The organism is Cedecea sp. NFIX57 (assembly GCF_900177785.1).
Classification (GTDB): Bacteria; Pseudomonadota; Gammaproteobacteria; order Enterobacterales; family Enterobacteriaceae; genus Cedecea; species Cedecea neteri_C.
This window is the reverse complement of record NZ_FXAS01000017.1, coordinates 85,279-107,014: the sequence shown is the minus strand read 5'-3', so window position 1 is coordinate 107,014 and position 21,736 is coordinate 85,279. Positions and strand designations below refer to the sequence as shown.

The window sequence follows — 21,736 nt, the reverse complement described above, 5'->3', positions numbered from 1 at the left end:
GTTACTGACCGCCTGCCAGGGTTCCGGCAGGCGGTGCCTGTTCCAACTGGGACAGTGAGCAGTAAAGCCGCCAGATAATTCCCGCCAGTTCCCGCGCCGCCGGGTCGTGATGATGCGACAGCGTGTCGCACATTCTTTGCAGTTCTTTCAGTGATTCCGCCAGCGGCCTTTGCAGAACGCCTCGTTCACTCATCACGTCGCGAAGCGTATGCAGGCAAACGTCCCTTACCATCGACAGCGGATCGGAGCGCGTTTCCCACCCGCGCAGCTGCCAGACTACGTGCGAGCAGTTGAGCAGCACCACGCCCCAGCGCAGAAGCCAGCGGCGGGCGGCTTCTTCTTTACTGCTGCTAAGCTGGCTAATGTGGTGGTACACCAGCGACTCAAACTGGCTCTCGCTGTGTTGAGGTTTACGGCTGAGTTGGTCGATAAACCCGCGCCGCAGCGCCCGGATATGGCGGCGGCTTCTGCGGGTGTCGGAGCTGGGGCGCAGCACCGAAAAAGCCAGCCATGAAATGCCCACGCCGAGAACTTTGGCGAGGTTGTCATTCATAAACCCTGCAAAGTCGTACACCGGCGGATTGCTGACCGCCAGAAACGATCCCATAAAGACAATAAGCTGCCCCCAAAGTGCGGCGCGTTTTGCCTGCTGGAGTTTCAGTAACTGCATGGTGAGCAGCAGCGGCAGCAGGAAAACAAGGAACTGCCACAGCTGCGTGACCTGAATCATCAGGCCAAATTTCACCAGGAAACTGAACAGCGACAGCCAAAGCAGGGTGCGCATCAGCAATGTGAGAGAGCCGAGCGGCGAGGCGACCGAAGAGTAGAGCACGCAGCTAATGGCGGCGAGGGACAGCGCGCCGCCGCCGGATTCCCACTGGGTGCCGATGCACCACGCGCCGGTGAGGACGATCGTCGCAAAGGTGCGCACGGCACTCCATAGCGCTTCGGCATTGTCGGTATGACGCGCCAGCGGTGGGGCTTCAGGCGGCGTAATCACCGACACCGGCGTGGCGTTTTCCAGCTCTCTTAGCCAGCGGCTGCTGTTGAGATAGAGCCAGCAGAAATAACGCAGGCGGTGCCAGAATGCCTGATGGCGATAATCGTCCTGCGAATGAGGGGCGATTTGCTGCAGCAGCCTGGCGACGGTGTATTTATCTGCGTTGGGTTTGGCCAGCTCCCGCAGCAGGCTGTCCAGCACCGACCAGATATTGGCGGGCGCCTCAGGCCAGTTGAGTAGCATCCGGCGCAGGCTGGATATCACGCTGGTCAGACGCAATTGCTGGTGGAGCAAGTAGTTCAGCAGGTTGTTCTGGCGGCGGAAGCGGTAGTGGCTCCAGAAGGCCTGAATACGCAGCAAATTCATGGTCAGGATCTGGCCGATAATCCCTTCATGCGCGGTGCGAATGGCGTCGGTGGTTTCCGGCTGCCAGAGCAGGCTGGCGTGTTCGAGCAGCCGGGCGTGCATGTTCTTCAGGGCGCTAACCAGAGCGCTGCCGTCCGAGGTGCTGGGCAGCACCATCATCATAAAGCCGCCGCACAATATCCCGACGACTACTTCACAAACTCGGGCCTGGGCAATATCCCACAGCTCCGTCGATTCGACGGTATTGATCATCGGGAAGGCAATAATGGCGGCAGTATACCCGGCGAGCATGAACGCGTAGGCCACGTTATTCTGAAAATGGCTGGAGGCCCAGGTACAAAGTGCCAGCCAGCTTGCCATCGCGAAGGTGAACAGCCAGGGATCGTTCAGCGCGTTGCCGGCAATCATTAACGAGGCCGCGGCACCGATAAAGCTGCCTGCGATTCGGCCAAGACTTTTGCTTATTACGCCGCCAACGGTGGGGAAGCTCACCACGGCGGCGGAGGTCATGGCCCAATAGGGCTCATCCAGATTCAGGCCGTAGGCAATGGCCAGCGCCATGCCCATAGCAATCGCGTTACGCAGCGCATAGCGCCATTGCCCGGCGGTGGCTTTTCCCCACGGCGTGTTATGCCACGCCAGAAAACTGAGATTCATCAGGGCTGAACGCTAACGGTACAGGTGGTGCCCGACACCAGAGTCACGCCTTCAGGTATGGTATCCAGGCTAATGCGCACCGGCACGCGCTGCGCAAGGCGAACCCACGGCACGTTTGGCTTAATGTCAGGGACCAGGTCGCTGTCGCTTTCGATACTTTGGTCGTAGATGGCGCGGCCAATACTTTCTACTTTGCCGCTCAGCTTTTGGTTGCCGTTGTACAGCACGATCTGCACGGTATTACCCGGCTGAATGCGTCGCAGCTTGGTCTCTTCGAAATAGCCCGCCACGTAAAACGAGTGGCTGTCTACCAGCGCAAAGACCGGCTTGCCTTCGCTGGCATAGTTCCCGACCCTGGAGGTCAGGTTCGTGACCCAGCCATCCACCGGGGCGGTGACCGTGGTTTGTGAAAGCTGCCACTGGGCCTGCTCCAGCGTGGCCTGGGCGACTTTCACCGCCGCCTGCATTGCTTTGACGTTAATGTTGGCGGTGTCCATGTCTTCGGCAGAAATGTAATTGCGGGGCAGGTTCTGGCGGCGGTTTGCCTCGTTGCTGGCTTTGGCCAGATCGGACTGGGCCTTCGCCAGCTGCGCCTCGGCATTCAGCACCGCAATGTGGTAAGGCGTGGCGTCGAGGGTGAACAGCGTCGTGCCTTTATTCACGAACTGGTTATCCTTTACGCTCAGGCTAACGATGGTCCCGGACACCTGCGGCGTGATGCTGACCTGCTCGGCGCGCACTTTACCGTCCCGCGTCCAGGGCGACTGCATGTAGTAGTTCCATAAGAGCCAGCCCGCCAGCAGTGCGGCGGCAAAAACGATGAGGGTGGAAAAGTATTTTATTGTTTTGAGATTCATTGCGTTACCACATCACCAAAAGAGCCATGCCGGCGCTGACGGACAGCGCGAAAAGGGATAAGTCCATCAACGTGGGGTGCCAGATTTCACCGGAATAAATCCAGTCGCGCAGCAAACGGTGGACGACCAGCCAGATAAAAAAGCCGACAAACACGGCCTTGAACAGCGGGGGAAAGTAGACCGATGCCCCGACCACAAGATCCTGAAGCGGGAAGCCGGACGGGCTAAAAGTGAGACTCACGTAGTGATAATCCTTTAAAAAACGGGGGTGACTGCCGTTTCCCCTCACTTAGATGTAGAATAAAAGTATAGCTGGTTGCATAACTTCAGTGAAAGTAAGGGATTTGTTTTTAACAATTAATGCCTGCACAATAGTCTAAAATCAGTATAATAAGTTAGCAAGCTAATTATAAGGAGATGAAATTGGAATCGCCATCGCCATTAGGTTCGGATCTGGCCCGCCTGGTACGCATCTGGCGTGCGCTGATTGACCATCGCCTGAAACCTCTGGAATTGACACAGACACACTGGGTAACGCTGCATAATATTCATCAGCTGCCGCCAGATCAGTCACAGATTCAGTTGGCTAAAGCGATCGGCATTGAGCAGCCATCACTGGTTCGTACGCTCGATCAACTCGAAGAAAAAGGGTTAATCTCGCGTAAAACCTGTGCGAATGACCGTCGGGCAAAACGGATTAAATTGACCGAGCAGGCCGCGCCTATCATTGAAAAGATGGAAGGCGTTATTAACGAAACGCGAGGAGAAATACTGTCGGGTATTACTCGCGAAGAGCAGGCGCTGTTAAGCAGCCTGATTAGCCGGCTTGAGCAAAATATTATTGAGCTACAAAACCGGGATTAATCTCCCTGTTTGAACCAAAGCCTCGCGGCTTCTCCTGCGGGGCTTTTTTTTACCTGACGATCCACTGATGGGGGAAATAGGCACCCGGTAGCAAATTGTTGAGCAGGCGTGTGAGTTTGTTTATCTCTATTTCAGAAGTCTAAATGTAAATTAATTGTTTCTCACCGTCGTCTCCCGCTTTTAATAATGCAGGCATGTTTATAACAATGAGCCTGCATTATGTCTTATCGCATCAGTATCCTGGATAAAAGCCCGCTTGCGCCCGACGACAGCGCGACGGATGCCCTGGCCCGTACGCTGCATCTCGCGCAGCAGGCAGAAACCTGGGGCTATCACCGTTTTTGGCTGGCGGAGCACCACAACACGCCCCAGCTTGCCAGCCCTTCGCCGGAAGTACTGATTGCCTGGATTGCCGGGCAGACTCGCCGAATTCGCGTGGGCTCCGGCGGCGTGATGCTCCAGCATTACAGTCCTTACAAAGTGGCCGAAAACTTCAACCTGCTGTCTTCCCTTGCACCCGGCCGCATCGATCTTGGCGTCGGTAAAGCACCGGGCGGCTTGCCGCTTTCGACGCAGGCGCTGCAGCACGGGCAATCGCCGGCGGTAAAAGGCAGCTTTGATGAACAGCTCACGCAGCTCGACGACTGGCTCTCGCGACGTGAACCCGCGACGGACGAAAGCGTTCGCGCCACGCCGCTACCGGCCGAGCGCCCGGAAGGTTTTTTATTAGGGGCAAGTTTGCAAAGCGCTCGACTGGCCGCCAGCCTGGACTGGAACTTTGTTTTTGCCGCCCATTTGAACGGCGATAAAACGCTGCTGCGCGACGTAGTGACCGACTGGAAAAAGAACAGCCGCCGCGACGTGCTGGTGGCCGTGCAGGCTATCGTGGCGAGGGATGCTGGGCGTGCGGAAGAGCTTGCCCGACAGGTTGAAATCTGGGGCGTAGAACTTGAAAACGGCCAGCGCGTGAGCGTGGCAAGCGAAGAGCAGGCCCACAGCTTTGCCCGCCAGTCCGGCAGTACGCTGCGTAGCCTGACGCGACGTGAACCTTCGTTGTTAAAAGGCACACCTGAAACGGTGCGGGAAGCGCTTCAGGCGCTGCACGCAGAGTACGGCATCGATGAATTTATTATTGATACGCCGGTGGCAGAAGGGGCTGAGCGGCTGGCTTCTCTTCAGTTGCTGGCAGAAGCGCATACGGTAACGGAGGTGGCTGTATGACGTTTGCTCAGCAGCTTATTGACTGGCGCCGGGAGCTGCATCGGTTCCCTGAATTGTCCCTTGAAGAAGTCGAAACCACGTCACGCATCCGCGACTGGCTGCAAAGCGCGGGTATCCGCCTGTTGCCGTATTCGCTACAAACTGGCGTCGTGGCGGAGATTGGCGAAGGTGAGAAAGCGATTGCGCTGCGGGCCGATATCGACGCGCTGCCCATTGAAGAAACCAGCGGCGTAGCCTTTAGTTCGCAGAATCCGGGCGTGATGCACGCCTGCGGGCATGACGTTCACAGCAGCGTGATGCTGGGCGCGGCACTGCTGCTTAAGCAGCACGAAGCGCAGCTTAACGGCCGGGTTCGCATTCTGTTTCAGCCCGCTGAGGAGCGTTTCGGTGGGGCAACCACGCTAGTTAAGGCCGGTGTGCTGGAGGGGATCTCTGCCATTTTTGGCATGCACAATGAGCCAGGTCTGCCTGTCGGGGCGTTTGCCACACGTGGCGGCCCGTTCTATGCCAACGTTGACCGGCTGGTCATCCAGGTGCGGGGCAAAGGAGCGCACGCGGCGCGCCCGCATGAAGGCCAGGACGCCATTTTGCTCGCCAGCCAACTGGTGACTCTGCTGCAAAGTATCACCAGCCGTGAGGTCAACACGCTGGATTCAGCCGTGCTGAGCATTACCCGTATTGCGGGCGGTAACACCTGGAACGTGTTGCCGGAAAGCGTTGAACTGGAAGGTACGCTGCGCACCCACAGCGCCAGCGTGCGAGAGGCGGTTAAAGCTCGCGTTATTGAGATTGCGGCCGGTCTTGCCAGCGCTTTTAGTGCAGAAATCGACGTCATATGGCACCTGGGGCCAGATGCGCTGGTTAACGATGAGCGCTGGGCAGCATTTGCCAGCGAAGTTGCCGCCGTAGAAGGTTACACCACGCATCATGCAGATCTGCACCTGGGAGGCGAAGATTTTGCTGTTTATCTCCAGCATATTCCCGGCGCGTTTGTCAGCATCGGCAGCGACAGCCGCTACGGGCTTCATCATCCGGCCTTCGATCCCGATGAAAGATTGCTTGAACCCGCGGCACGTTATTTCGCCCGGTTAGCCCAATCGGCGCTACAACAACTTTAACTCTAATTAGCGACGGCGGATTTTAACGATCCGCATAAGGATGAAGTATGTCTGCAACACGACAATTACGACTGGGTACGATATTACATGGCGCGTCGGGAAATATGTCAGCCTGGCGCCATCCTGCTGCGATAGCGGATGCCAGCATTAATTTTGAATTCGTCAAACAAACGGCATTCAAAGCGGAAGAGGGGAAGCTGGATTTTATTTTTGTCGCCGACGGGCTTTATATTAACGAGAAATCTATCCCGCACTTTTTAAATCGCTTTGAGCCGCTGACGGTATTATCTGCCCTGGCGAGCGTGACGAAGCATTTGGGCCTGGTGGGGACATTGTCGACCTCCTATAGCGACCCTTTTACCACGGCGCGCCAGTTTGCGAGTCTAGATCACCTAAGTAATGGCCGCGCGGGCTGGAACGTGGTCACTTCTCCGCTGGAGGGCTCGGCTAAAAACTTCTCCAGAACCCAACATCCTGAACACGCGCTGCGCTATCGCATCGCCGATGAATACCTGGACGTCGTGAAGGGGCTTTGGGATTCATGGGAAGAAGATGCTTTTGTGCGGAATAAAGAGAGCGGGCAGTTTTTTGCCCCTGAAAAGCTGCACGCGCTCAATCATCAGGGCGATTTCTTTCAGGTCGCCGGGCCGCTGAACATAGGCCGTACACCGCAGGGCAGGCCCATTCTTTTCCAGGCCGGGGCCTCGGAAGACGGCAAAAAGCTGGCGGCAAAACATGCCGATGCCATCTTCACTCATCATGAATCACTCAGTGAGGCGAAAGCCTTCTACCGGGATGTGAAAAACCAACTGGAAGGGCAAGGCCGCGAGGCTGACTCGCTGCACATCTTCCAGGGCGTGAGCGTCATTGTTGGCATCGACGCCGAGGACGCCGAACGGCAGTACCAGACCACCGCCGCGCTGGTGTCCATCGCCGATGCTCTGAATTATCTCGGCCGCTATTTCGAACACCATGACTTTAGCCAGTACTCGCTGGACGAACCTTTCCCGGACATCGGTGACCTGGGCCAGAACAGCTTCCGCAGCACCACCGATGAGATCAAACGCAACGCCCGCGAGCGTGGGTTAACCCTGCGCCAGGTCGCCCTTGAGGCCGCCAGCCCAAGGCCACGTTTTTCCGGTTCGCCGGAACAGGTGGCGGACGGCCTGCAGCAGTGGTTTGACGAGCGAGCGGCGGACGGATTCATCATCCAGGGTGGCACCCCGGACACCTTCCCGCGTTTCGTGGAGCAGGTTGTGCCGGTGCTTCAGGCTCGCGGCCTGTTCCGCACCGAATACCCCGGCACCACGCTGCGCGAAAGCTTTGACCTTGCGCAACCCGAAAATCGCTACGGCAAATAGAACAAATAAAGAGAAAAACTATGCAAAAAACATCCCTGCTGCTGGCTATCGCACTGGCGTGGACGCCGCTTACCTGGGCGAACGACGTGACCATTAACGGCACCGGCGTGAGCCTGGAAGCCAACAAAGCGCCGATCAATACCGCTAAAAATCCTCAGGCCATCGCCCAGCTACCCAAAGATTATCGATTTGCCGTTCCCGGTAAGTTTACCGTGGCAGTGGCGGCGCTCAATTCGCCGCCGCTGACGGTTTTTTCTGATGACAATAAAACCCTGCTCGGCAGCGAAGTCGACATTGCCCGCCTGGTTGCCGACAGCCTTGGGCTGGAGCTGAACGTGGTTCCTACCTCCTGGGAGGACTGGCCGCTCGGCGTGGCGTCGGGGAAATATGATGCCGCGATCAGCAATATTACCGTCACCAAAGATCGCAAAGAGAAGTTCGATTTTGCTACCTACCGCAAAGACTCGCTGGGCTTTTACGTGAAAGCGAACAGCCCGATCAAATCGCTGGCCCATGCGGAAGATATCGCCGGATTACGTATTGTCGTAGGTTCCGGTACCAATCAGGAAGCTATCCTGCTGGCGTGGAATGCGGAAAACGAGAAAAAAGGGCTGAAGCCGTTTACGCCGGTCTACACCAAAGATGATGCCGCGCTAACGCTGGCGCTGCAGTCCGGGCGGGCAGATGCCTGGTTTGGGCCGAACGTGACCGGGGCCTGGAAAGCGGCGCTGACCGGCAAAACGAAGCTGGTGGGCAGCGTGGACGGCGGCTGGCCGAAAGCGGCACACATTGCGGTGACGCTGAAAAAAGGCAGCGGCCTGGTGGAACCGGTGCAGACGGCGCTCAACGGCGCGATTCAGCAGGGCGACTACGACAAAGTTTTAAAGCGCTGGGGCGAGGACGTGGAACGTATTCCTGCCTCGGAAGTTAATCCCGCCGGTTTAGGCGATTGAGGAGGCGTGTATGAGCGAACATTTTCGTATCTTGTCCCCGGAAGCGCCTGAGCTTCAGCCGATCATTAGCGGCCTGTTTGGCGAGTATGCCGCCCGCTACGGGGATTTTTTCTCGCGTGATGCTGAAGTGGAGCTGACCGAATGGTATCTGCCGCCGCAGGGTATTTTTATCGTGCTGGAGCGCGAGGGCGAAATTATTGCCACCGGGGCCTACAAGCCCTACGACCAGCAAACCGCCGAGATCAAACGTATCTGGACGAAAAATACGCTGCGCAAGCAGGGCCTGGCCGGACGAGTGGTTCGCGAACTGGAGCGTCTGGCCCTTCAGGCTGGCTACAGCCGCATCTATCTCACCACCGGCTTTCGTCAGCCGGAGGCCGTCAGGCTTTATCTGAGCGAAGGTTACGATCCACAGTTCAGCCTTGAAGTTGATCCCGAAACGTTCAGCCAGCCGCCCTACGACGGGCGGCTGCGGTTCACCAAAATCTTAGCGCTGGAAAGCCTGAGTAAAACGGCCTGAGGAGCGACGATGAAAACGTCTGAAACCATTAAAGTTGTGCCCGCGCGTTACCCGCTGCGCACCGCAGGGGCAGTGATTGCGCTGTTTGTACTGGCGGTGGTGGTGCAATCCGTCGCATTTAACCCTCGCTGGGAATGGGGCGTTTTTGTCCACTGGTTTTTTGATCCGGTCATTCTGGAAGGGTTAGGGCAAACGCTGCTGTTAACGCTGCTGGGCACGGCGCTGAGCGTGGTGCTCGGGGGCTTACTCGCGCTGGCAAGGCTCTCTTCCTCCTGGCTGTTGAGCAGCCTCGCCTGGAGTTACATCTGGCTGTTTCGCTCCCTGCCGCTGATTGTCGTGTTGATCGTGCTTTATAACTTCTCTTACCTGTATGACACGCTGTCGATTGGGGTGCCTTTCACCAGCATTGTCTGGGGCAGCTACGACACGATTAACGTCCTGGGGCAGTTTTCGACGGCAGTAGTGGGGCTGACGCTGGTGCAAAGTGCTTACACCGCAGAGATTGTTCGCGGTGGTTTTCTGGGGGTGGATCACGGGCAATATGAAGCCGCTGCAGCGTTAGGCTTGCCCGCATGGCGACGCACCGTAAGGATTATTCTGCCGCAGGCGCTACGCACGATCCTGCCCGCCGGGTTTAACGAAATCATCAGTCTCGCCAAAGGCACCGCGATGGTTTACGTGCTGGCGATGCCGGAGCTGTTTTACACCATCCAGATGATTTACAACCGCACGCAGCAGGTGATCCCGCTGCTGATGGTGGCGGCCGTCTGGTATCTGGTGATCACCAGCGTACTGTCGCTGATTCAGTACCTGGTTGAACGCTCGCTGGCCCGCAGCGAACGCCGCTCCGCCATCAACCAAACGCGCACCGCCCGCAGCGCTGCGCCGTCCACAGCCCCCGTTGCCCAGGAGCCGGTCCATGCCAACCTCTCATAACGGCCATATTTCCATTACCGGCGTCAGCAAATATTTCGGTCGTCATAAGGCGCTGGATGATGTCTCGCTTGAGATCCAGCCTGGCACGGTGACGGTGATCCTCGGGCCATCGGGCTCCGGTAAATCTACGCTGTTGCGCACCATCAACCACCTTGAGCGGGTGGACGAAGGCTATATCCAGATTGACGGCGATTATATTGGTTACCGTCTTAAAGGCGACAAACTGTACGAGCTGAAAGAAAAGGAGATCCTGCGCCAGCGGGCCAACGTGGGCTATGTCTTTCAGAACTTCAATCTGTTTCCCCATATGACGGTGCTGGAAAACCTGATTGAAGCGCCGGTGGCCCATAAGCAGCTGAGCCGTAAAGAGGCGATTGAGCGGGCGTATGATCTGCTGGACGTCGTCGGGCTGCGCAATAAAGCCGACGCCTGGTCGCGGCACTTATCCGGCGGGCAGCAGCAGCGTATTGCCATTGCCCGCGCGCTGGCGTTAAGCCCACGGGTGATGCTGTTTGATGAGCCAACGTCAGCGCTCGACCCTGAGTTGGTCGGCGAAGTGCTGGACGTAATAAAAAGATTGGCTCGTTCGGGCACGACGCTTGTAGTCGTCACGCATGAAATCGGCTTTGCGCGGGAGGTGGCCGATCAGGTGGTGTTTATGGTGGACGGCAAAATTGTAGAGCAGGGAAGTAGCGACGACGTGTTGAATCGGCCGCAGCACCCGCGCACCCGCCAGTTCTTATCGAAGGTGCTGTGAGATGAAATATGGATTTATCGCGCTGTTGGTCTCTTTTTCCGCTTTGTCCGCGCAGACGAATATAGACCTTGTTGCCAATGAAAAGCCTTTGAGCGTGGCACGGGATGAAAAGGCGATTGCCAAAATCCCCGCTGGTTATCGGTTCGTCGAACCCGGCACGCTGACGGTGGCGATCTCTGCGCTTAATTCTCCGCCGCTGGCACTGCTGGCCAGCGATAACCGCACGCGCATAGGCAGCGACCCGGACATTGCCCGCCTGCTGGCCGGCAGCCTGGGCCTGAAACTGAAGCTGGTCCCGACCGCGTGGGAAGACTGGCCGCTGGGCATCACCTCCGGGCGCTACGATGTGGCGCTGGTAAACATTGCCGTGACTGAGCAGCGGAAGGAGAAATTTGATTTTGCCACCTATCGAGTGGACTCGCTCTCTTTTGCCGTGAAGGCCAGCAGCCCGATTCAGTCTATCGCTAAGGCAGAAGATCTCGCCGGGCGAAAAGTTATCGTCGGGTCAGGCACAAATCAGGAGCGTATTTTGCTTGGCTGGAATGCAGAAAACGAAGGGGCCGGGCGCGAGCCTGCCTTGCCTGTTTATGTGACCGACGATGCCTCCGCCAATCTTTATATTCAGTCTGGCCGGGCCGACGTGTTCTTTGGGCCGCAGTCAATTACAGCCTATAAAGCCGCGTTAACCGGCACCACGCGCGTGGTCGGGCTGGGGCCGAAAAAAGCCTATGTGGCGACGACAACGAAAAAGGGCAACGGGCTGGTGTACGCCCTGCAGGCGGCGCTGGATGGGGCTATTCAGCGGGGTGAGTATCAGCAGGTGCTAGCGCGGTGGGGGGAGCAGGGGGAAGAAGTTGCGCAGTCGGAAGTGAATCCGCCCGGCATTACTTACTAACAGAAAAGGCCCGCTATGCGGGCCTTAATTCATTTAGCGCTGTCTTAGCGAGGCGCAACGGTGATGTTGTTGCCGCTGCCGGAGATGGCTACACGCTGGCCAACGGAGTAACGGGTGTCACCCTGTTTCTGCACGGCGATGATGGTCTGGCCGTCATCTTTACGGATTTCCAGCTCAACGCCTTTGCTGTTGCCCATTGCGCCGCCGACGGCATCGCCCGCCAGGCCACCAGCTACAGCGCCGCCTGCGGTTGCCAGAGTACGCCCGGTGCCGCCACCGACGGTGTTACCCAGCAGGCCACCCAGTACCGCACCACCGATAGCCCCGATAGTGCTGTTGCTGTCGCTGCCTTTAATGGTCACCGCGCGAACGTGGGTAATGGTCCCGTAGGTTACGGTTCTTACCTGTTTAGCTTCAGACGCGTCGTATACATCGCCGGACAGCCCTTCGTTGGCGCAGCCAGCAAGGGTGAAAGCAACCAGTGAAACTGCCAAAATACGTGAAATCATTTGTACCTCTCCTGTGAACCCATCAACGCTCGGTGAGCATCCGTTATGGCTAAATTATATGGCAATTCCTGGCCATAGTTCATGTTTGTTCTACAACAATCCTGTAAAAATAGTAAATCAAATGTCTTTAACAACAATTAAACCGCTACGCTGTGCGAGTTTCGCTTAAGTGTCGAGCCGCCTGCTGCCGCGGCTGACACAGATTATTAATTAAAATTATTAATAAATCATAATATTGCGTGCTAGTTTAACCGCATTAATTTACCGCCCCGGCGAGAATAAGGAGTGACGGATGAAGTCAGGTCGTTATATAGGCGTGATGTCAGGCACCAGTCTGGATGGTATCGATGTGGTGCTGGCTGCTATCGACGAACATCTGGTCGTTCAGCAGGCTAGCTACAGCCACCCGATGCCGCTGGCCATCAAAAACGCAGTTCTTGCCGTTTGCCAGGGGCAGCAACTCACGCTGTCCCAGCTAGGCCAGTTGGACAACCGGCTGGGTAAATTGTTCGCCGAGGCGGTGCAAATCCTTATTAAGCGTGAAGGGCTGCGGCCTGAAGACGTCACCGCCATTGGCTGTCACGGGCAAACCGTGTGGCATGAGCCACAGGGTGAGGCCGCCCACACCATGCAAATTGGCGACAACAACCATATTGCCGCGCTGACCGGTATTACCGTTGTCGGTGATTTTCGCCGCCGCGATATGGCGCTTGGCGGGCAGGGCGCGCCGCTGGTGCCGGCGTTTCACCAGGCGCTGCTCGCGCATCCGGTGGAGCGTCGAATGGTGCTCAACATCGGCGGCATAGCCAACCTCTCTTTGCTGATCCCAGACCAGCCGGTCAGAGGCTACGACACCGGGCCCGGCAATATGCTGATGGATGCGTGGATCTGGCGGCAGCGTGGGAAAGGTTACGATAAAGACGCCGAATGGGCGAGCCAGGGCAAAGTCGTTCTTCCTTTACTGCAGCAAATGCTGAGCGATCCTTACTTCGCCGCACCTGCGCCCAAAAGTACGGGCCGTGAATACTTTAACTATGGCTGGCTTGAACGCCAGCTTGCGATGTTCCCGGCACTTGCCGGAGAAGATGTGCAGGCCACGCTCACTGAGCTGACGGCAACAACTATCGCCGAGCAGGTGCTCCTGAGCGGCGGCTGTGAACGTCTCATGGTGTGCGGCGGAGGCAGCCGTAACCCGCTGCTAATGGCGCGCCTCGCTGCGCTGCTGCCGGGTACCGAAGTGACGACGACAGACGAAGCCGGAATCAGCGGGGACGATATGGAAGCGCTGGCGTTTGCCTGGCTGGCCTACCGCACAATGTCCGGCCTGCCGGGCAACCTGCCTTCGGTAACCGGTGCCTCAGAGCCAACCATCCTCGGTGCCATTTATCCCGCTAATCCGCGTCATAATCAGAGTTAACTGAAATTATCTTCATCCCGCAGCCGCTAAACTGCTAGCGTTAAGGAGGGCGCAGGCCCTCCAGGGATAACAAGATCTTCAGGATACTCAGATGAAAAAACTGCTCGTTGCCACCGTGCCAATGCTGCTCGCCGGCTGTAGTTACTACAACGCTTTTCTCGAAAAAATGCATACCGATACGCTGGCGTATCAGTGCGATGAAAAACCACTCACCGTGAAGCTGAATAACGACAAACAGCAGGTTAGCTTTGTCTACGATAACCAGATGCTGAACCTGACGCAGGGGCTTTCCGCGTCCGGTGCGCGTTATACCGACGGCGTTTACGTCTTCTGGTCTAAGGGCGACAGCGCCACCGTCTACCGCAAAGACACTATCGTGCTGAATAATTGCCAGCTACAGACGGCCAAACGTTGAGATTTCTCAGGGTGGAGAGCACAATAGCTCCACCCGAGGATAGCCTGATGTAACGCCATGTCTGATAACGACTCTTTGCAACAGATTGCGCATTTGCGCCGCGAATACACCAAAGGTGGCCTGCGCCGCCACGATCTTACCGACACGCCGCTGCCGCTGTTTGAACGCTGGCTGGCTCAGGCCTGCGAAGCCAGGATAGTTGATCCGACCGCGATGGTCGTCGCCACGGTGGATGAAAACGGCCAACCGTATCAACGCATCGTCCTGCTTAAGCATTTTGATGAAAAAGGGCTGGTGTTTTACACCAACCTGGGATCTCGTAAGGCACATCACCTTGAAATGAACCCACGAATTAGCCTGCATTTTCCCTGGCATATGCTGGACAGGCAGGTGATGGTGCAGGGCACCGCCGAGCGTTTGTCCACCCTTGAAGTGTTGAAATACTTCCACAGCCGCCCGAAGGACAGCCAGATAGGCGCCTGGGTATCGAAGCAATCGAGCCGCATATCCGCGCGCGGCGTGCTGGAAAGCAAATTCCTTGAGCTGAAACAGAAGTTCCAGCAGGGCGAAGTGCCGCTGCCGAGTTTTTGGGGCGGCTACCGCGTCAGCATCGACCAGATGGAGTTCTGGCAGGGCGGCGAACACCGTCTGCACGACCGCTTCCTCTACCAGCGTGACGGAACTGCCTGGAAAATAGACCGCCTCGCGCCGTAAAGTCAGGATTTTCAGCTTAAGGGCTGGTGCTAACTGCGCCAGCCCTTTATCCTATGTGCCCTCAAAATGAATTCTTTCGCCAGTGGGCGAAAAGCCGTGTACCGGCAAAGGTGCAGTCGTATTAGAGATGGAGAATTTGATGTCGAACATCAATTTGATCAAACAATTGCAAGAGCGGGGCCTGGTGGCCCAGGTGACGGATGAGGATGCGTTAGCAGAGCGACTGGCGCAAGGGCCAATTGCACTCTATTGCGGCTTCGATCCGACCGCCGACAGCTTGCATTTGGGCCATCTGGTTCCACTGCTGTGCCTGAAACGCTTTCAGGAAGCAGGCCATAAGCCGGTTGCCCTCGTGGGCGGCGCGACCGGTCTTATCGGCGACCCAAGCTTTAAAGCCGTTGAGCGTAAGCTGAACACCGAAGATACCGTGCAGGAGTGGGTGGAAAAAATCCGCCGCCAGGTTGCACCGTTCCTCGACTTTAACTGCGGTGATAATTCTGCCGTCGCCGCAAACAACTACGACTGGTTCGGCAGCATGAACGTGCTGACCTTCCTGCGTGATATCGGCAAACACTTCTCTGTTAACCAGATGATTAACAAAGAAGCGGTAAAACAGCGTCTGAACCGCGACGACGTGGGGATCTCTTTCACCGAGTTCTCTTACAACCTGCTGCAGGGTTACGACTTCGCCTGCCTGAACAAACTGCACGGCGTGGTGCTGCAGATTGGCGGTTCTGACCAGTGGGGTAACATCACCTCCGGTATCGACCTGACCCGTCGTCTGCACCAGCAGCAGGCTTTCGGCCTGACTGTACCGCTGATCACTAAATCTGACGGCACCAAATTCGGTAAAACTGAAGGCGGCGCGGTCTGGCTTGATCCGAAGAAAACCAGCCCGTACAAGTTCTACCAGTTCTGGATCAACACCGCGGATGCCGATGTGTATCGCTTCCTGAAGTTCTTCACCTTTATGGACATTGCAGAGATCAATGCCCTGGAAGAAGAAGACAAAAACAGCGGGGCTGCACCTCGCGCCCAGTACGTGCTGGCCGAGCAGGTCACCCGACTGGTGCACGGTGAAGAAGGTCTGACCGCGGCTAAGCGTATTACCGCCAGCCTGTTTAACGGCAACCTGAGTGAACTGAGCGAAGCAGATTTTGAGCAGCTGGCTCAGGATGGCGTGCCGATGGTTGAAATGGATCGCGGTGCCGACCTGCAACAGGCGCTGGTGGATTCCGAGCTGCAGCCATCCCGTGGCCAGGCGCGTAAAACCATCTCTCAGAACGCAATCACCATCAACGGCGAAAAGCAGTCTGACCCGGAATATACCTTCACCGAAGGCGATATCCTGTTTAACCGTTACACCCTGCTGCGTCGCGGTAAAAAGAACTACTGCCTCGTCTGCTGGAAATAAGTTATCGACATAGAAAAGCACGGCTTATGCCGTGCTTTTTTTTAGCAAGCACAACACCTGGCGATACCCGAGTCGAAAATGAAAAACATTCTTGCCATCCAGTCCCACGTGGTATTTGGTCACGCCGGCAACAGCGCCGCCGAATTCCCGATGCGCCGCCTGGGCGCCAACGTCTGGCCGCTGAACACGGTGCAGTTCTCCAACCACACGCAGTACGGGCAATGGACCGGCACGGTGATGCCCGCCAGCCACCTGAGCGAGATTGTGCAGGGGATTGCGAATATTGGCCAGCTGGAGCGCTGTGATGCGGTGCTGAGCGGGTATCTGGGCTCGGCGGAGCAGGGCGAACATATTCTTTCCATCGTGCGTCAGGTCAAAGCGGCTAACCCGAAGGCAAAATACTTCTGTGATCCGGTGATGGGCCACCCGGAGAAAGGCTGTATCGTGGCGCCTGGCGTGGCGGAATACCATACGCGCTTCGCCATGCCTGCCAGCGATATCATCGCCCCGAACCTGATTGAGCTGGAAATTCTGAGTGGCCACAGCGTAAACAACGTGGACGAAGCTGTGGCGACTGCCCGTGAGCTTATCGCTCAGGGGCCGGAAATTGTGCTGGTGAAGCACCTGGCTCGCGCAGGCTACCAGCAGGACCGCTTTGAAATGCTGCTGGTGACGGCGGATGAAGCCTGGCACATCCATCGCCCGCTGGTAGACTTTGGCGAACGCCAGCCGGTTGGTGTGGGCGACGTGACCAGCGGCCTGCTGCTGGTTAAGCTGCTGCAGGGTGCAACGCTGCGTGAAGCGCTGGAGCATGTGACGGCGGCGGTGTACGACATTATGGTCGTCACCAAACGCATGGCCGAGTACGAACTGCAGCTGGTTGCGGCTCAGGACGGGATTGCCAAACCTGAACACTATTTCACGGCGGTGAAGCTCTGAAATAAAAAACGCCCTCAGGAGAGGGCGTTTTGCTATCCAGGGCTAACTTAAATCCCTTCGGCGGTCAGCGCCGCAGACACAGCCGGACGCGCTTTCATGCGCTCAACGTAGGCTTCGATATTCGACAGCCCCGCCAGATCCAGTTTCAGGCCATAGGCCCAGCGCAGTACGGTGAACAGGTAAGCATCCACCACCGTGAAGCGGGATCCCATCAGCCACTGCTTGTCCTGCAGCGATTCGTTCACATAGTGGAATTTTTTCTCCATCTGCTTGCGAACCACAGCCTTGAACTCTTCGGGAGTCGCCGGGTTGAACAGCGGAGAGAAACCTTTATGCAGCTCGGTTGCCACATAGTTCAGCCACTCCAGCGTATGGTAGCGAGTCATGCTGCCTGCCGGGGCGAGAAGCTGGCGGTCAGGCACTTTATCCGCCAGGTATTGCACGATAGCCACACCTTCAGTCAGCAGGGAGCCGTCATCCAGCACCAGCGCGGGCACCTGCCCTTTAGGGTTAATGGCAAGAAAATCGTCACCGTTTTCGGTGCGTTTGGTCGCAAGGTCAACTTTGACCAGCGAAAAGTCCAGGCCAGATTCACGCAGGATAATATGTGGGGAGAGGGAACAGGCACCGGGCTTGAAATACAGTTTCATGACGAACTCCTTTAGGGCGCTAAGATAACTTATGTTAGTGCGGACGCCGTGAAAAAAAAAGCCGCCAGCTGTGAGGCCGACGGCTAAATAATCATTTTTCCTGGAGAAATTACGCGGTAGCGGTTTCGTTAACCTTTTCGGCTTTGTCTTCGCTCAGCGTCATGCGGTTCAGCTTCGGTGCGGTCAGCAGCATCAGCACGGCAATCACGCCGGTGACGATACCGATCTGCATGAATACACGGCCGTACACTTCCAGAGACTGCAGCGGGTCAGTCACGTTTTCTGGCACCGCCATCAGGCCTGCAACTTTACCGGCGATGATTGCTGCCCCGGCCGTCGTCAGGAACCAGCTGCCCATGATGAAGCCCATCAGGCGCTGTGGTACCAGCTGTGCCACCATAGCGAGGCCCAGGCCGGAAATCATTAACTCACCGATACTCTGCAGCGCATAGCTCAGGATCAGCCAGTTCACGGACACAATACCCGCTTCGTTAGCGAACTTAGCCCCAACCGGCAGCACCAGGAAGGCGAAGGAGCACAGCACCATACCGATAGCGAATTTATGCGGCATTGGCAGGCGGTCGCCCATTTTGTTGTAAATGGCAGCGAGAATCGGGCTACCAATCATGATCCAGAACGGGTTCAGCGCCTGGAACTGCTCGGCTTCGAAAGTGATGCCCAGAATTTCGTGGCCCACGTTACGAATAGCGAAGAAGTTCAGGGAGGTTGGCATTTGGCTGTAAAGCACGAAGAAGACGATAGCTTCAACCATCAGGATGAAGGCCACGATCATCTTACGGCGAGCGGCGCCTTTCATCGCAAAAGCTTCTTTCGCGAAGATAATAACGATACCCAGTGCTACTAAGCCCAGCACGGCGCGAGCAATGCCCTGGTTGTGCAGCAGCCAGGTTGCCACGGCAATCAGCACCACAACGCCTGCGATGGTTGCCATCAGCTTACCAAAGTGTACCGGCGCGAAGTCAGGTTTAGAGCCGTAGTCCTTCACCCACTTCTTACAGAAGATGAAGTTCACCAGCGTAATCAGCATACCCACGAAGCTCAGGGAGAACGCGGTGCTCCAGCCGTAGTGCACAGCCAGCCACGGGGTAGCAAGCATAGAGAAGAAGGAGCCGATGTTGATGGACATGTAGTACATGGTGAATGCACCGTCCAGACGCGGGTCATCTTTCGCATAGCAGGTAGACAGCAGCGAGGAAGGGTTAGCCTTGAACAGGCCGTTACCCACTGCGATGGTTGCCATCCCGATATACACCACGCTCACGTCATGGCCGGAGTAGGCAACGAGCCCGTAACCAATAGCCAGTACAACCGTACCCAGCATGATAACGCGTTTGGTACCGAGGACTTTATCGCCCAGCCAGCCGCCAATCGCGACCAGGCCATATACAAGGGCGCTAAAGGACGAGAACAGCGTGATGGAGTCCGCTTCGGACATGCCCAGCATTTTGACCAGATAAACGGCCATGATGCCTTGCAGGCCGTAATAGCCGAAACGCTCCCAGAGTTCGATAGAGAAAATCAGGTAGAACGATTTAGGTTGCTTAAAGGCGTTTAGACTAACGCTTTCTGCTGGTTCTTTGTTTGCAGTCGACACATATACCTCTTTTTTTACATCCCGCTTTAATTAAGGGGCTTGCTTATGCCTTACCGCATGGGTAAGCATTTTTCTTGTTATTAGGAAGGAAAAACGGGGGGTAATGTTCACTATCCAGGGGTTGCAGGCAAGGGGTTTGTAATAATCTGTTACATATATCCAGGGCGATATAATACGCCAGTAGGTGAATTGTTATTCAGCGTTAAATTTTACTAATTCATTTATTAACGATTTTTTGTCTTTTTTCAAAGCGATTTTTTAACATTGCAGTTGTATGTTCTGCTGTTAAGGCCAAAATGCAGTGTTAATGACCAGTATATTCAATATGTGTGGCCTATTGTATTGCTGTAGATCCATTATTGCTAACGATAGCAAGATGTTAGCGGTCTTTTCGTTACCTTTTTGCAACCTCGAGTTATCAAAGTGATGCAGATCACAAATTTATAGAAATTTCTTATCGCAAAAAAACGATTAACCTGGTGAGCTGATTGATCGGCGAACAATATAAAATCGTCCCGCGTTTTTCCTGGGATAAAAGTGTGTAATCAGAGGGATTTTAAGGCAGGGAAGTACAGAGGAAGCCCGGGACTGGCCCGGGCGCGGCTTTCAGACGTCAACCTTCTCTTTGAATTCGCAGAGATCTTCAATAATGCATGAGCCACAGCGCGGCTTGCGTGCGATACAGGTGTAGCGGCCATGAAGGATCAGCCAGTGATGGCAGTCGACCTTAAATTCTGCCGGAACCACTTTCAGCAGTTTTTCCTCTACCAGCTCAACGTTTTTCCCCGCAGCAAACTGAGTGCGGTTACATACCCGGAAGATATGGGTATCTACGGCAATCGTTGGCCAGCCAAAGGCAGTGTTCAGCACGACGTTGGCGGTTTTGCGGCCTACGCCCGGTAGGGCTTCAAGTGCCGTCCGGTCCTCGGGAACTTCGCCGCCGTGCAGCTCGAGCAGCATGCGGCAGGTTTTGATCACATTCTCCGCTTTGCTGTTAAACAGGCCGATGGTTTTGATGTACTCCTTCACACCATCGACGCCAAGCGCCAGCACCGTCGCCGGGGTGTTAGCGACAGGGTAGAGCTTTGCCGTCGCCTTGTTCACGCTGACGTCGGTTGCCTGAGCGGAAAGCAGCACTGCAATCAACAGCTCAAAAGGGCTGCTGAAGTTGAGTTCGGTTGTCGGGTGAGGATTGTTGTCTCTCAGGCGGGTGAGGATCTCAACGCGCTTGCTGTTATTCATTAAGCCTTCTCTACATTGCCTGCTACGGCGGCGGCGCTTTCGCGGGCGCGACGTGCCTTCATTTTTTCATCAATGAGGTATTTTATCGCCAACAGCATACCCAGGCCAATAAAGGCGCCCGGCGGCAGCATGGCGAGCAGGAAAGGCGTGTCGGTATGGAAGACTTCAATGCGCAGCACTTTTGCCCAGTTGCCAAGCAGGCCGTCCGCGCCATCAAACAGGGTGCCGTTACCGATAATCTCGCGAATGGAGCCTAAAACAAACATCGCGCTGGTTGCGCCCAGTCCGGTGGCAAACCCGTCCAGCGCGGCATAGGGCACGCTGGCTTTTGCCGCATAGGCTTCGGCTCGCCCAACAACGATACAGTTGGTCACGATCAGCGGGATAAAGATCCCCAGCGACTGGTACAGCCCAAATGCGTAAGCGTTGATCAGCATCTGCACGATACTGACCACCGAGGCGATGATCAGCACATATACCGGAATACGAATCTCAGCGGGCACCCAGCGGCGCAGAGCGGAAATTGTCCCGTTGGTCAGCGTCAGTACCAGAGTGGTCGCCAGCCCAAGCCCCAGGGCGTTGGTGGCGGTGGAGGTGACGGCCAGCAGTGGGCAAAGGCCCAGCAGCTGGACCAGCGCTGAGTTATTTTTCCACAGCCCGTTTATCAGGACGCGTTTTGTTTCGCTCATTGTTGCTCTCCACAGGCCGGCAGTTCACTGAGCTGCGCAGGCAGGGTTTCTGCGAACAGGCCAGCGCGCTTAACGGCGTTGACTACCGCACGTGGGGTAATGGTTGCCCCGGTAAATTGCGTGAACTGCCCGCCGTCTTTTTGGACCGCCCAGCTCGGGTCATTGCTGCCCTGAATGCGTTTATTAGCAAAGTGGGTGATCCAGTCGCTAAGACGCAGTTCTATTTTATCTCCAAGCCCCGGCGTTTCGTGGTGTTCGGTCACGCGGGTGCCCAGGATGGTGCCGTTAAAATCGGCGGCAACCAGAATCTGTATAGCACCAGAATAGCCGTCAGGCGCGGTGGCTTCCATCACTACGGCAACCGGCTTGTCGCCTTTACGCGCCACATAAATATGTCGGACGCCTTTGCCCAGCGGGGAATCCTTCACCACCAGGCAGCTGTCCTGAATAGGGTTATCGTAGACGTCATCGGCAATCACCTGATCAAACAGCATTTTTTGCTGCAGCGCCGATTGCTGGGCGATAGTCGGTTTAGTCAGTTCATTCACCAGCGCTGTCAGCCCGGTAAACAAGGCGGCGAACAGCGCCAGGGCTACGCCATGCTTTTGCATCGTTTTAAACATAGCG

The 21,736-nt window shown here is 56.3% G+C and carries 21 protein-coding genes and 1 pseudogene; 13 read left to right on the top strand and 9 right to left on the bottom strand.

Annotated elements, in window-relative coordinates:
- Position 1 precedes the first annotated feature (1 nt).
- From B9Y90_RS15995 to B9Y90_RS15985, 3 genes are read right to left on the bottom strand one after another with little or no spacing between them, the layout of a single operon-like run.
- A complete protein-coding gene (locus tag B9Y90_RS15995) occupies positions 2-2,023 on the bottom strand; it encodes an FUSC family protein (protein WP_085541826.1) in 2,022 nt (673 codons plus the stop codon).
- Positions 2,023-2,880 (bottom strand): efflux RND transporter periplasmic adaptor subunit, encoded by an 858-nt coding sequence (locus B9Y90_RS15990; RefSeq protein ID WP_085541825.1) that lies wholly within the window; start codon positions 2,878-2,880, stop codon positions 2,023-2,025. Before B9Y90_RS15990 ends, B9Y90_RS15995 begins: the two co-directional genes overlap by 1 nt.
- A gap of 4 nt (positions 2,881-2,884) precedes the next feature.
- Entirely contained in the window at positions 2,885-3,121 is a 237-nt protein-coding gene (locus B9Y90_RS15985) for a DUF1656 domain-containing protein (protein ID WP_039292503.1), read from the bottom strand.
- Positions 3,122-3,297: 176 nt separating this feature from the next.
- Here B9Y90_RS15985 and slyA point away from each other — a divergent pair, with 176 nt between their 5' ends.
- The 8 genes and pseudogenes from slyA to B9Y90_RS15940 all read left to right on the top strand — a co-directional run bounded on the left by slyA (position 3,298) and on the right by B9Y90_RS15940 (position 11,505).
- The gene (gene slyA, locus B9Y90_RS15980; RefSeq protein WP_039292504.1) at positions 3,298-3,744 is read left to right on the top strand and encodes a transcriptional regulator SlyA; all 447 of its coding nucleotides are present in this window, start codon (positions 3,298-3,300) and stop codon (positions 3,742-3,744) included.
- Positions 3,745-3,963: 219 nt separating this feature from the next.
- Positions 3,964-4,965: an LLM class flavin-dependent oxidoreductase gene (locus B9Y90_RS15975; protein ID WP_085541824.1), complete on the top strand. Its 1,002-nt coding sequence runs from the start codon at positions 3,964-3,966 to the stop codon at positions 4,963-4,965.
- On the top strand, positions 4,962-6,083 hold the full coding sequence (locus B9Y90_RS15970; RefSeq protein ID WP_085541823.1) for an amidohydrolase: 1,122 nt from the start codon (positions 4,962-4,964) through the stop codon (positions 6,081-6,083). Before B9Y90_RS15975 ends, B9Y90_RS15970 begins: the two co-directional genes overlap by 4 nt.
- A 47-nt stretch (positions 6,084-6,130) precedes the next feature.
- Positions 6,131-8,397 (top strand): annotated as a pseudogene (locus B9Y90_RS27335) (NtaA/DmoA family FMN-dependent monooxygenase).
- A 10-nt stretch (positions 8,398-8,407) separates the two neighbouring features.
- Positions 8,408-8,917, top strand: coding sequence for a GNAT family N-acetyltransferase (locus tag B9Y90_RS15955; RefSeq protein ID WP_085541821.1), 510 nt, complete (start codon positions 8,408-8,410; stop codon positions 8,915-8,917).
- Positions 8,918-8,926: 9 nt separating this feature from the next.
- On the top strand, positions 8,927-9,853 hold the full coding sequence (locus B9Y90_RS15950) for an amino acid ABC transporter permease (protein WP_085541820.1): 927 nt from the start codon (positions 8,927-8,929) through the stop codon (positions 9,851-9,853).
- Positions 9,837-10,610, top strand: a complete 774-nt coding sequence (locus tag B9Y90_RS15945; RefSeq protein WP_085541819.1) for an amino acid ABC transporter ATP-binding protein — start codon at positions 9,837-9,839, stop codon at positions 10,608-10,610. The genes B9Y90_RS15950 and B9Y90_RS15945 overlap by 17 nt, the downstream gene beginning before the upstream one ends.
- Position 10,611: 1 nt before the next feature.
- Entirely contained in the window at positions 10,612-11,505 is an 894-nt protein-coding gene (locus tag B9Y90_RS15940) for a transporter substrate-binding domain-containing protein (RefSeq protein ID WP_039292521.1), read from the top strand.
- A 44-nt stretch (positions 11,506-11,549) separates the two neighbouring features.
- Here the strand turns inward: B9Y90_RS15940 and B9Y90_RS15935 are convergent, their stop codons facing one another.
- Entirely contained in the window at positions 11,550-12,014 is a 465-nt protein-coding gene (locus tag B9Y90_RS15935) for an outer membrane lipoprotein (protein ID WP_085541818.1), read from the bottom strand.
- Between the two features lie 292 nt (positions 12,015-12,306).
- Here B9Y90_RS15935 and anmK point away from each other — a divergent pair, with 292 nt between their 5' ends.
- From anmK to pdxY, 5 genes are all read left to right on the top strand, one after another.
- On the top strand, positions 12,307-13,431 hold the full coding sequence (gene anmK, locus B9Y90_RS15930; protein ID WP_085541817.1) for an anhydro-N-acetylmuramic acid kinase: 1,125 nt from the start codon (positions 12,307-12,309) through the stop codon (positions 13,429-13,431).
- 91 nt (positions 13,432-13,522) lie between these two features.
- Positions 13,523-13,846, top strand: a complete 324-nt coding sequence (gene mliC, locus B9Y90_RS15925; RefSeq protein WP_039292525.1) for a C-type lysozyme inhibitor — start codon at positions 13,523-13,525, stop codon at positions 13,844-13,846.
- Positions 13,847-13,903: 57 nt separating this feature from the next.
- A complete protein-coding gene (gene pdxH / locus B9Y90_RS15920) occupies positions 13,904-14,560 on the top strand; it encodes a pyridoxamine 5'-phosphate oxidase (protein ID WP_039292528.1) in 657 nt (218 codons plus the stop codon).
- A 139-nt stretch (positions 14,561-14,699) separates the two neighbouring features.
- Positions 14,700-15,974: a tyrosine--tRNA ligase gene (gene tyrS, locus B9Y90_RS15915; RefSeq protein ID WP_085541816.1), complete on the top strand. Its 1,275-nt coding sequence runs from the start codon at positions 14,700-14,702 to the stop codon at positions 15,972-15,974.
- Between the two features lie 78 nt (positions 15,975-16,052).
- Entirely contained in the window at positions 16,053-16,913 is an 861-nt protein-coding gene (pdxY, locus tag B9Y90_RS15910) for a pyridoxal kinase PdxY (protein ID WP_085541815.1), read from the top strand.
- A gap of 47 nt (positions 16,914-16,960) precedes the next feature.
- Here the strand turns inward: pdxY and gstA are convergent, their stop codons facing one another.
- From gstA to rsxG, 5 genes are all read right to left on the bottom strand, one after another.
- On the bottom strand, positions 16,961-17,563 hold the full coding sequence (gstA, locus tag B9Y90_RS15905) for a glutathione transferase GstA (RefSeq protein WP_039292535.1): 603 nt from the start codon (positions 17,561-17,563) through the stop codon (positions 16,961-16,963).
- Positions 17,564-17,672: 109 nt separating this feature from the next.
- A complete protein-coding gene (gene dtpA / locus B9Y90_RS15900; protein WP_039292537.1) occupies positions 17,673-19,178 on the bottom strand; it encodes a dipeptide/tripeptide permease DtpA in 1,506 nt (501 codons plus the stop codon).
- A gap of 606 nt (positions 19,179-19,784) precedes the next feature.
- The gene (nth, locus tag B9Y90_RS15895) at positions 19,785-20,420 is read right to left on the bottom strand and encodes an endonuclease III (RefSeq protein ID WP_085541814.1); all 636 of its coding nucleotides are present in this window, start codon (positions 20,418-20,420) and stop codon (positions 19,785-19,787) included.
- The gene (locus B9Y90_RS15890) at positions 20,420-21,109 is read right to left on the bottom strand and encodes an electron transport complex subunit E (protein WP_085541813.1); all 690 of its coding nucleotides are present in this window, start codon (positions 21,107-21,109) and stop codon (positions 20,420-20,422) included. The genes nth and B9Y90_RS15890 overlap by 1 nt, the downstream gene beginning before the upstream one ends.
- The gene (rsxG, locus tag B9Y90_RS15885; protein ID WP_085541812.1) at positions 21,106-21,732 is read right to left on the bottom strand and encodes an electron transport complex subunit RsxG; all 627 of its coding nucleotides are present in this window, start codon (positions 21,730-21,732) and stop codon (positions 21,106-21,108) included. The genes B9Y90_RS15890 and rsxG overlap by 4 nt, the downstream gene beginning before the upstream one ends.
- Positions 21,733-21,736: the final 4 nt, after the last annotated feature.

Bases quoted from the DNA above. Each gene is read 5' to 3' on its own strand.
- B9Y90_RS15970 (WP_085541823.1), top strand. From the start codon at position 4,962: ATGACGTTTGCTCAGCAGCTTATTGACTGGCGCCGGGAGCTGCATCGG.
- rsxG (WP_085541812.1), bottom strand. From the start codon at position 21,732: ATGTTTAAAACGATGCAAAAGCATGGCGTAGCCCTGGCGCTGTTCGCC.
- B9Y90_RS15995 (WP_085541826.1), bottom strand. From the start codon at position 2,023: ATGAATCTCAGTTTTCTGGCGTGGCATAACACGCCGTGGGGAAAAGCC.
- B9Y90_RS15955 (WP_085541821.1), top strand. From the start codon at position 8,408: ATGAGCGAACATTTTCGTATCTTGTCCCCGGAAGCGCCTGAGCTTCAG.
- B9Y90_RS15945 (WP_085541819.1), top strand. From the start codon at position 9,837: ATGCCAACCTCTCATAACGGCCATATTTCCATTACCGGCGTCAGCAAA.
- B9Y90_RS15990 (WP_085541825.1), bottom strand. From the start codon at position 2,880: ATGAATCTCAAAACAATAAAATACTTTTCCACCCTCATCGTTTTTGCC.
- tyrS (WP_085541816.1), top strand. From the start codon at position 14,700: ATGTCGAACATCAATTTGATCAAACAATTGCAAGAGCGGGGCCTGGTG.
- B9Y90_RS15975 (WP_085541824.1), top strand. From the start codon at position 3,964: ATGTCTTATCGCATCAGTATCCTGGATAAAAGCCCGCTTGCGCCCGAC.
- gstA (WP_039292535.1), bottom strand. From the start codon at position 17,563: ATGAAACTGTATTTCAAGCCCGGTGCCTGTTCCCTCTCCCCACATATT.
- pdxH (WP_039292528.1), top strand. From the start codon at position 13,904: ATGTCTGATAACGACTCTTTGCAACAGATTGCGCATTTGCGCCGCGAA.
- B9Y90_RS15950 (WP_085541820.1), top strand. From the start codon at position 8,927: ATGAAAACGTCTGAAACCATTAAAGTTGTGCCCGCGCGTTACCCGCTG.
- pdxY (WP_085541815.1), top strand. From the start codon at position 16,053: ATGAAAAACATTCTTGCCATCCAGTCCCACGTGGTATTTGGTCACGCC.
- B9Y90_RS15940 (WP_039292521.1), top strand. From the start codon at position 10,612: ATGAAATATGGATTTATCGCGCTGTTGGTCTCTTTTTCCGCTTTGTCC.
- B9Y90_RS15935 (WP_085541818.1), bottom strand. From the start codon at position 12,014: ATGATTTCACGTATTTTGGCAGTTTCACTGGTTGCTTTCACCCTTGCT.
- mliC (WP_039292525.1), top strand. From the start codon at position 13,523: ATGAAAAAACTGCTCGTTGCCACCGTGCCAATGCTGCTCGCCGGCTGT.
- anmK (WP_085541817.1), top strand. From the start codon at position 12,307: ATGAAGTCAGGTCGTTATATAGGCGTGATGTCAGGCACCAGTCTGGAT.
- nth (WP_085541814.1), bottom strand. From the start codon at position 20,420: ATGAATAACAGCAAGCGCGTTGAGATCCTCACCCGCCTGAGAGACAAC.
- slyA (WP_039292504.1), top strand. From the start codon at position 3,298: ATGAAATTGGAATCGCCATCGCCATTAGGTTCGGATCTGGCCCGCCTG.
- B9Y90_RS15890 (WP_085541813.1), bottom strand. From the start codon at position 21,109: ATGAGCGAAACAAAACGCGTCCTGATAAACGGGCTGTGGAAAAATAAC.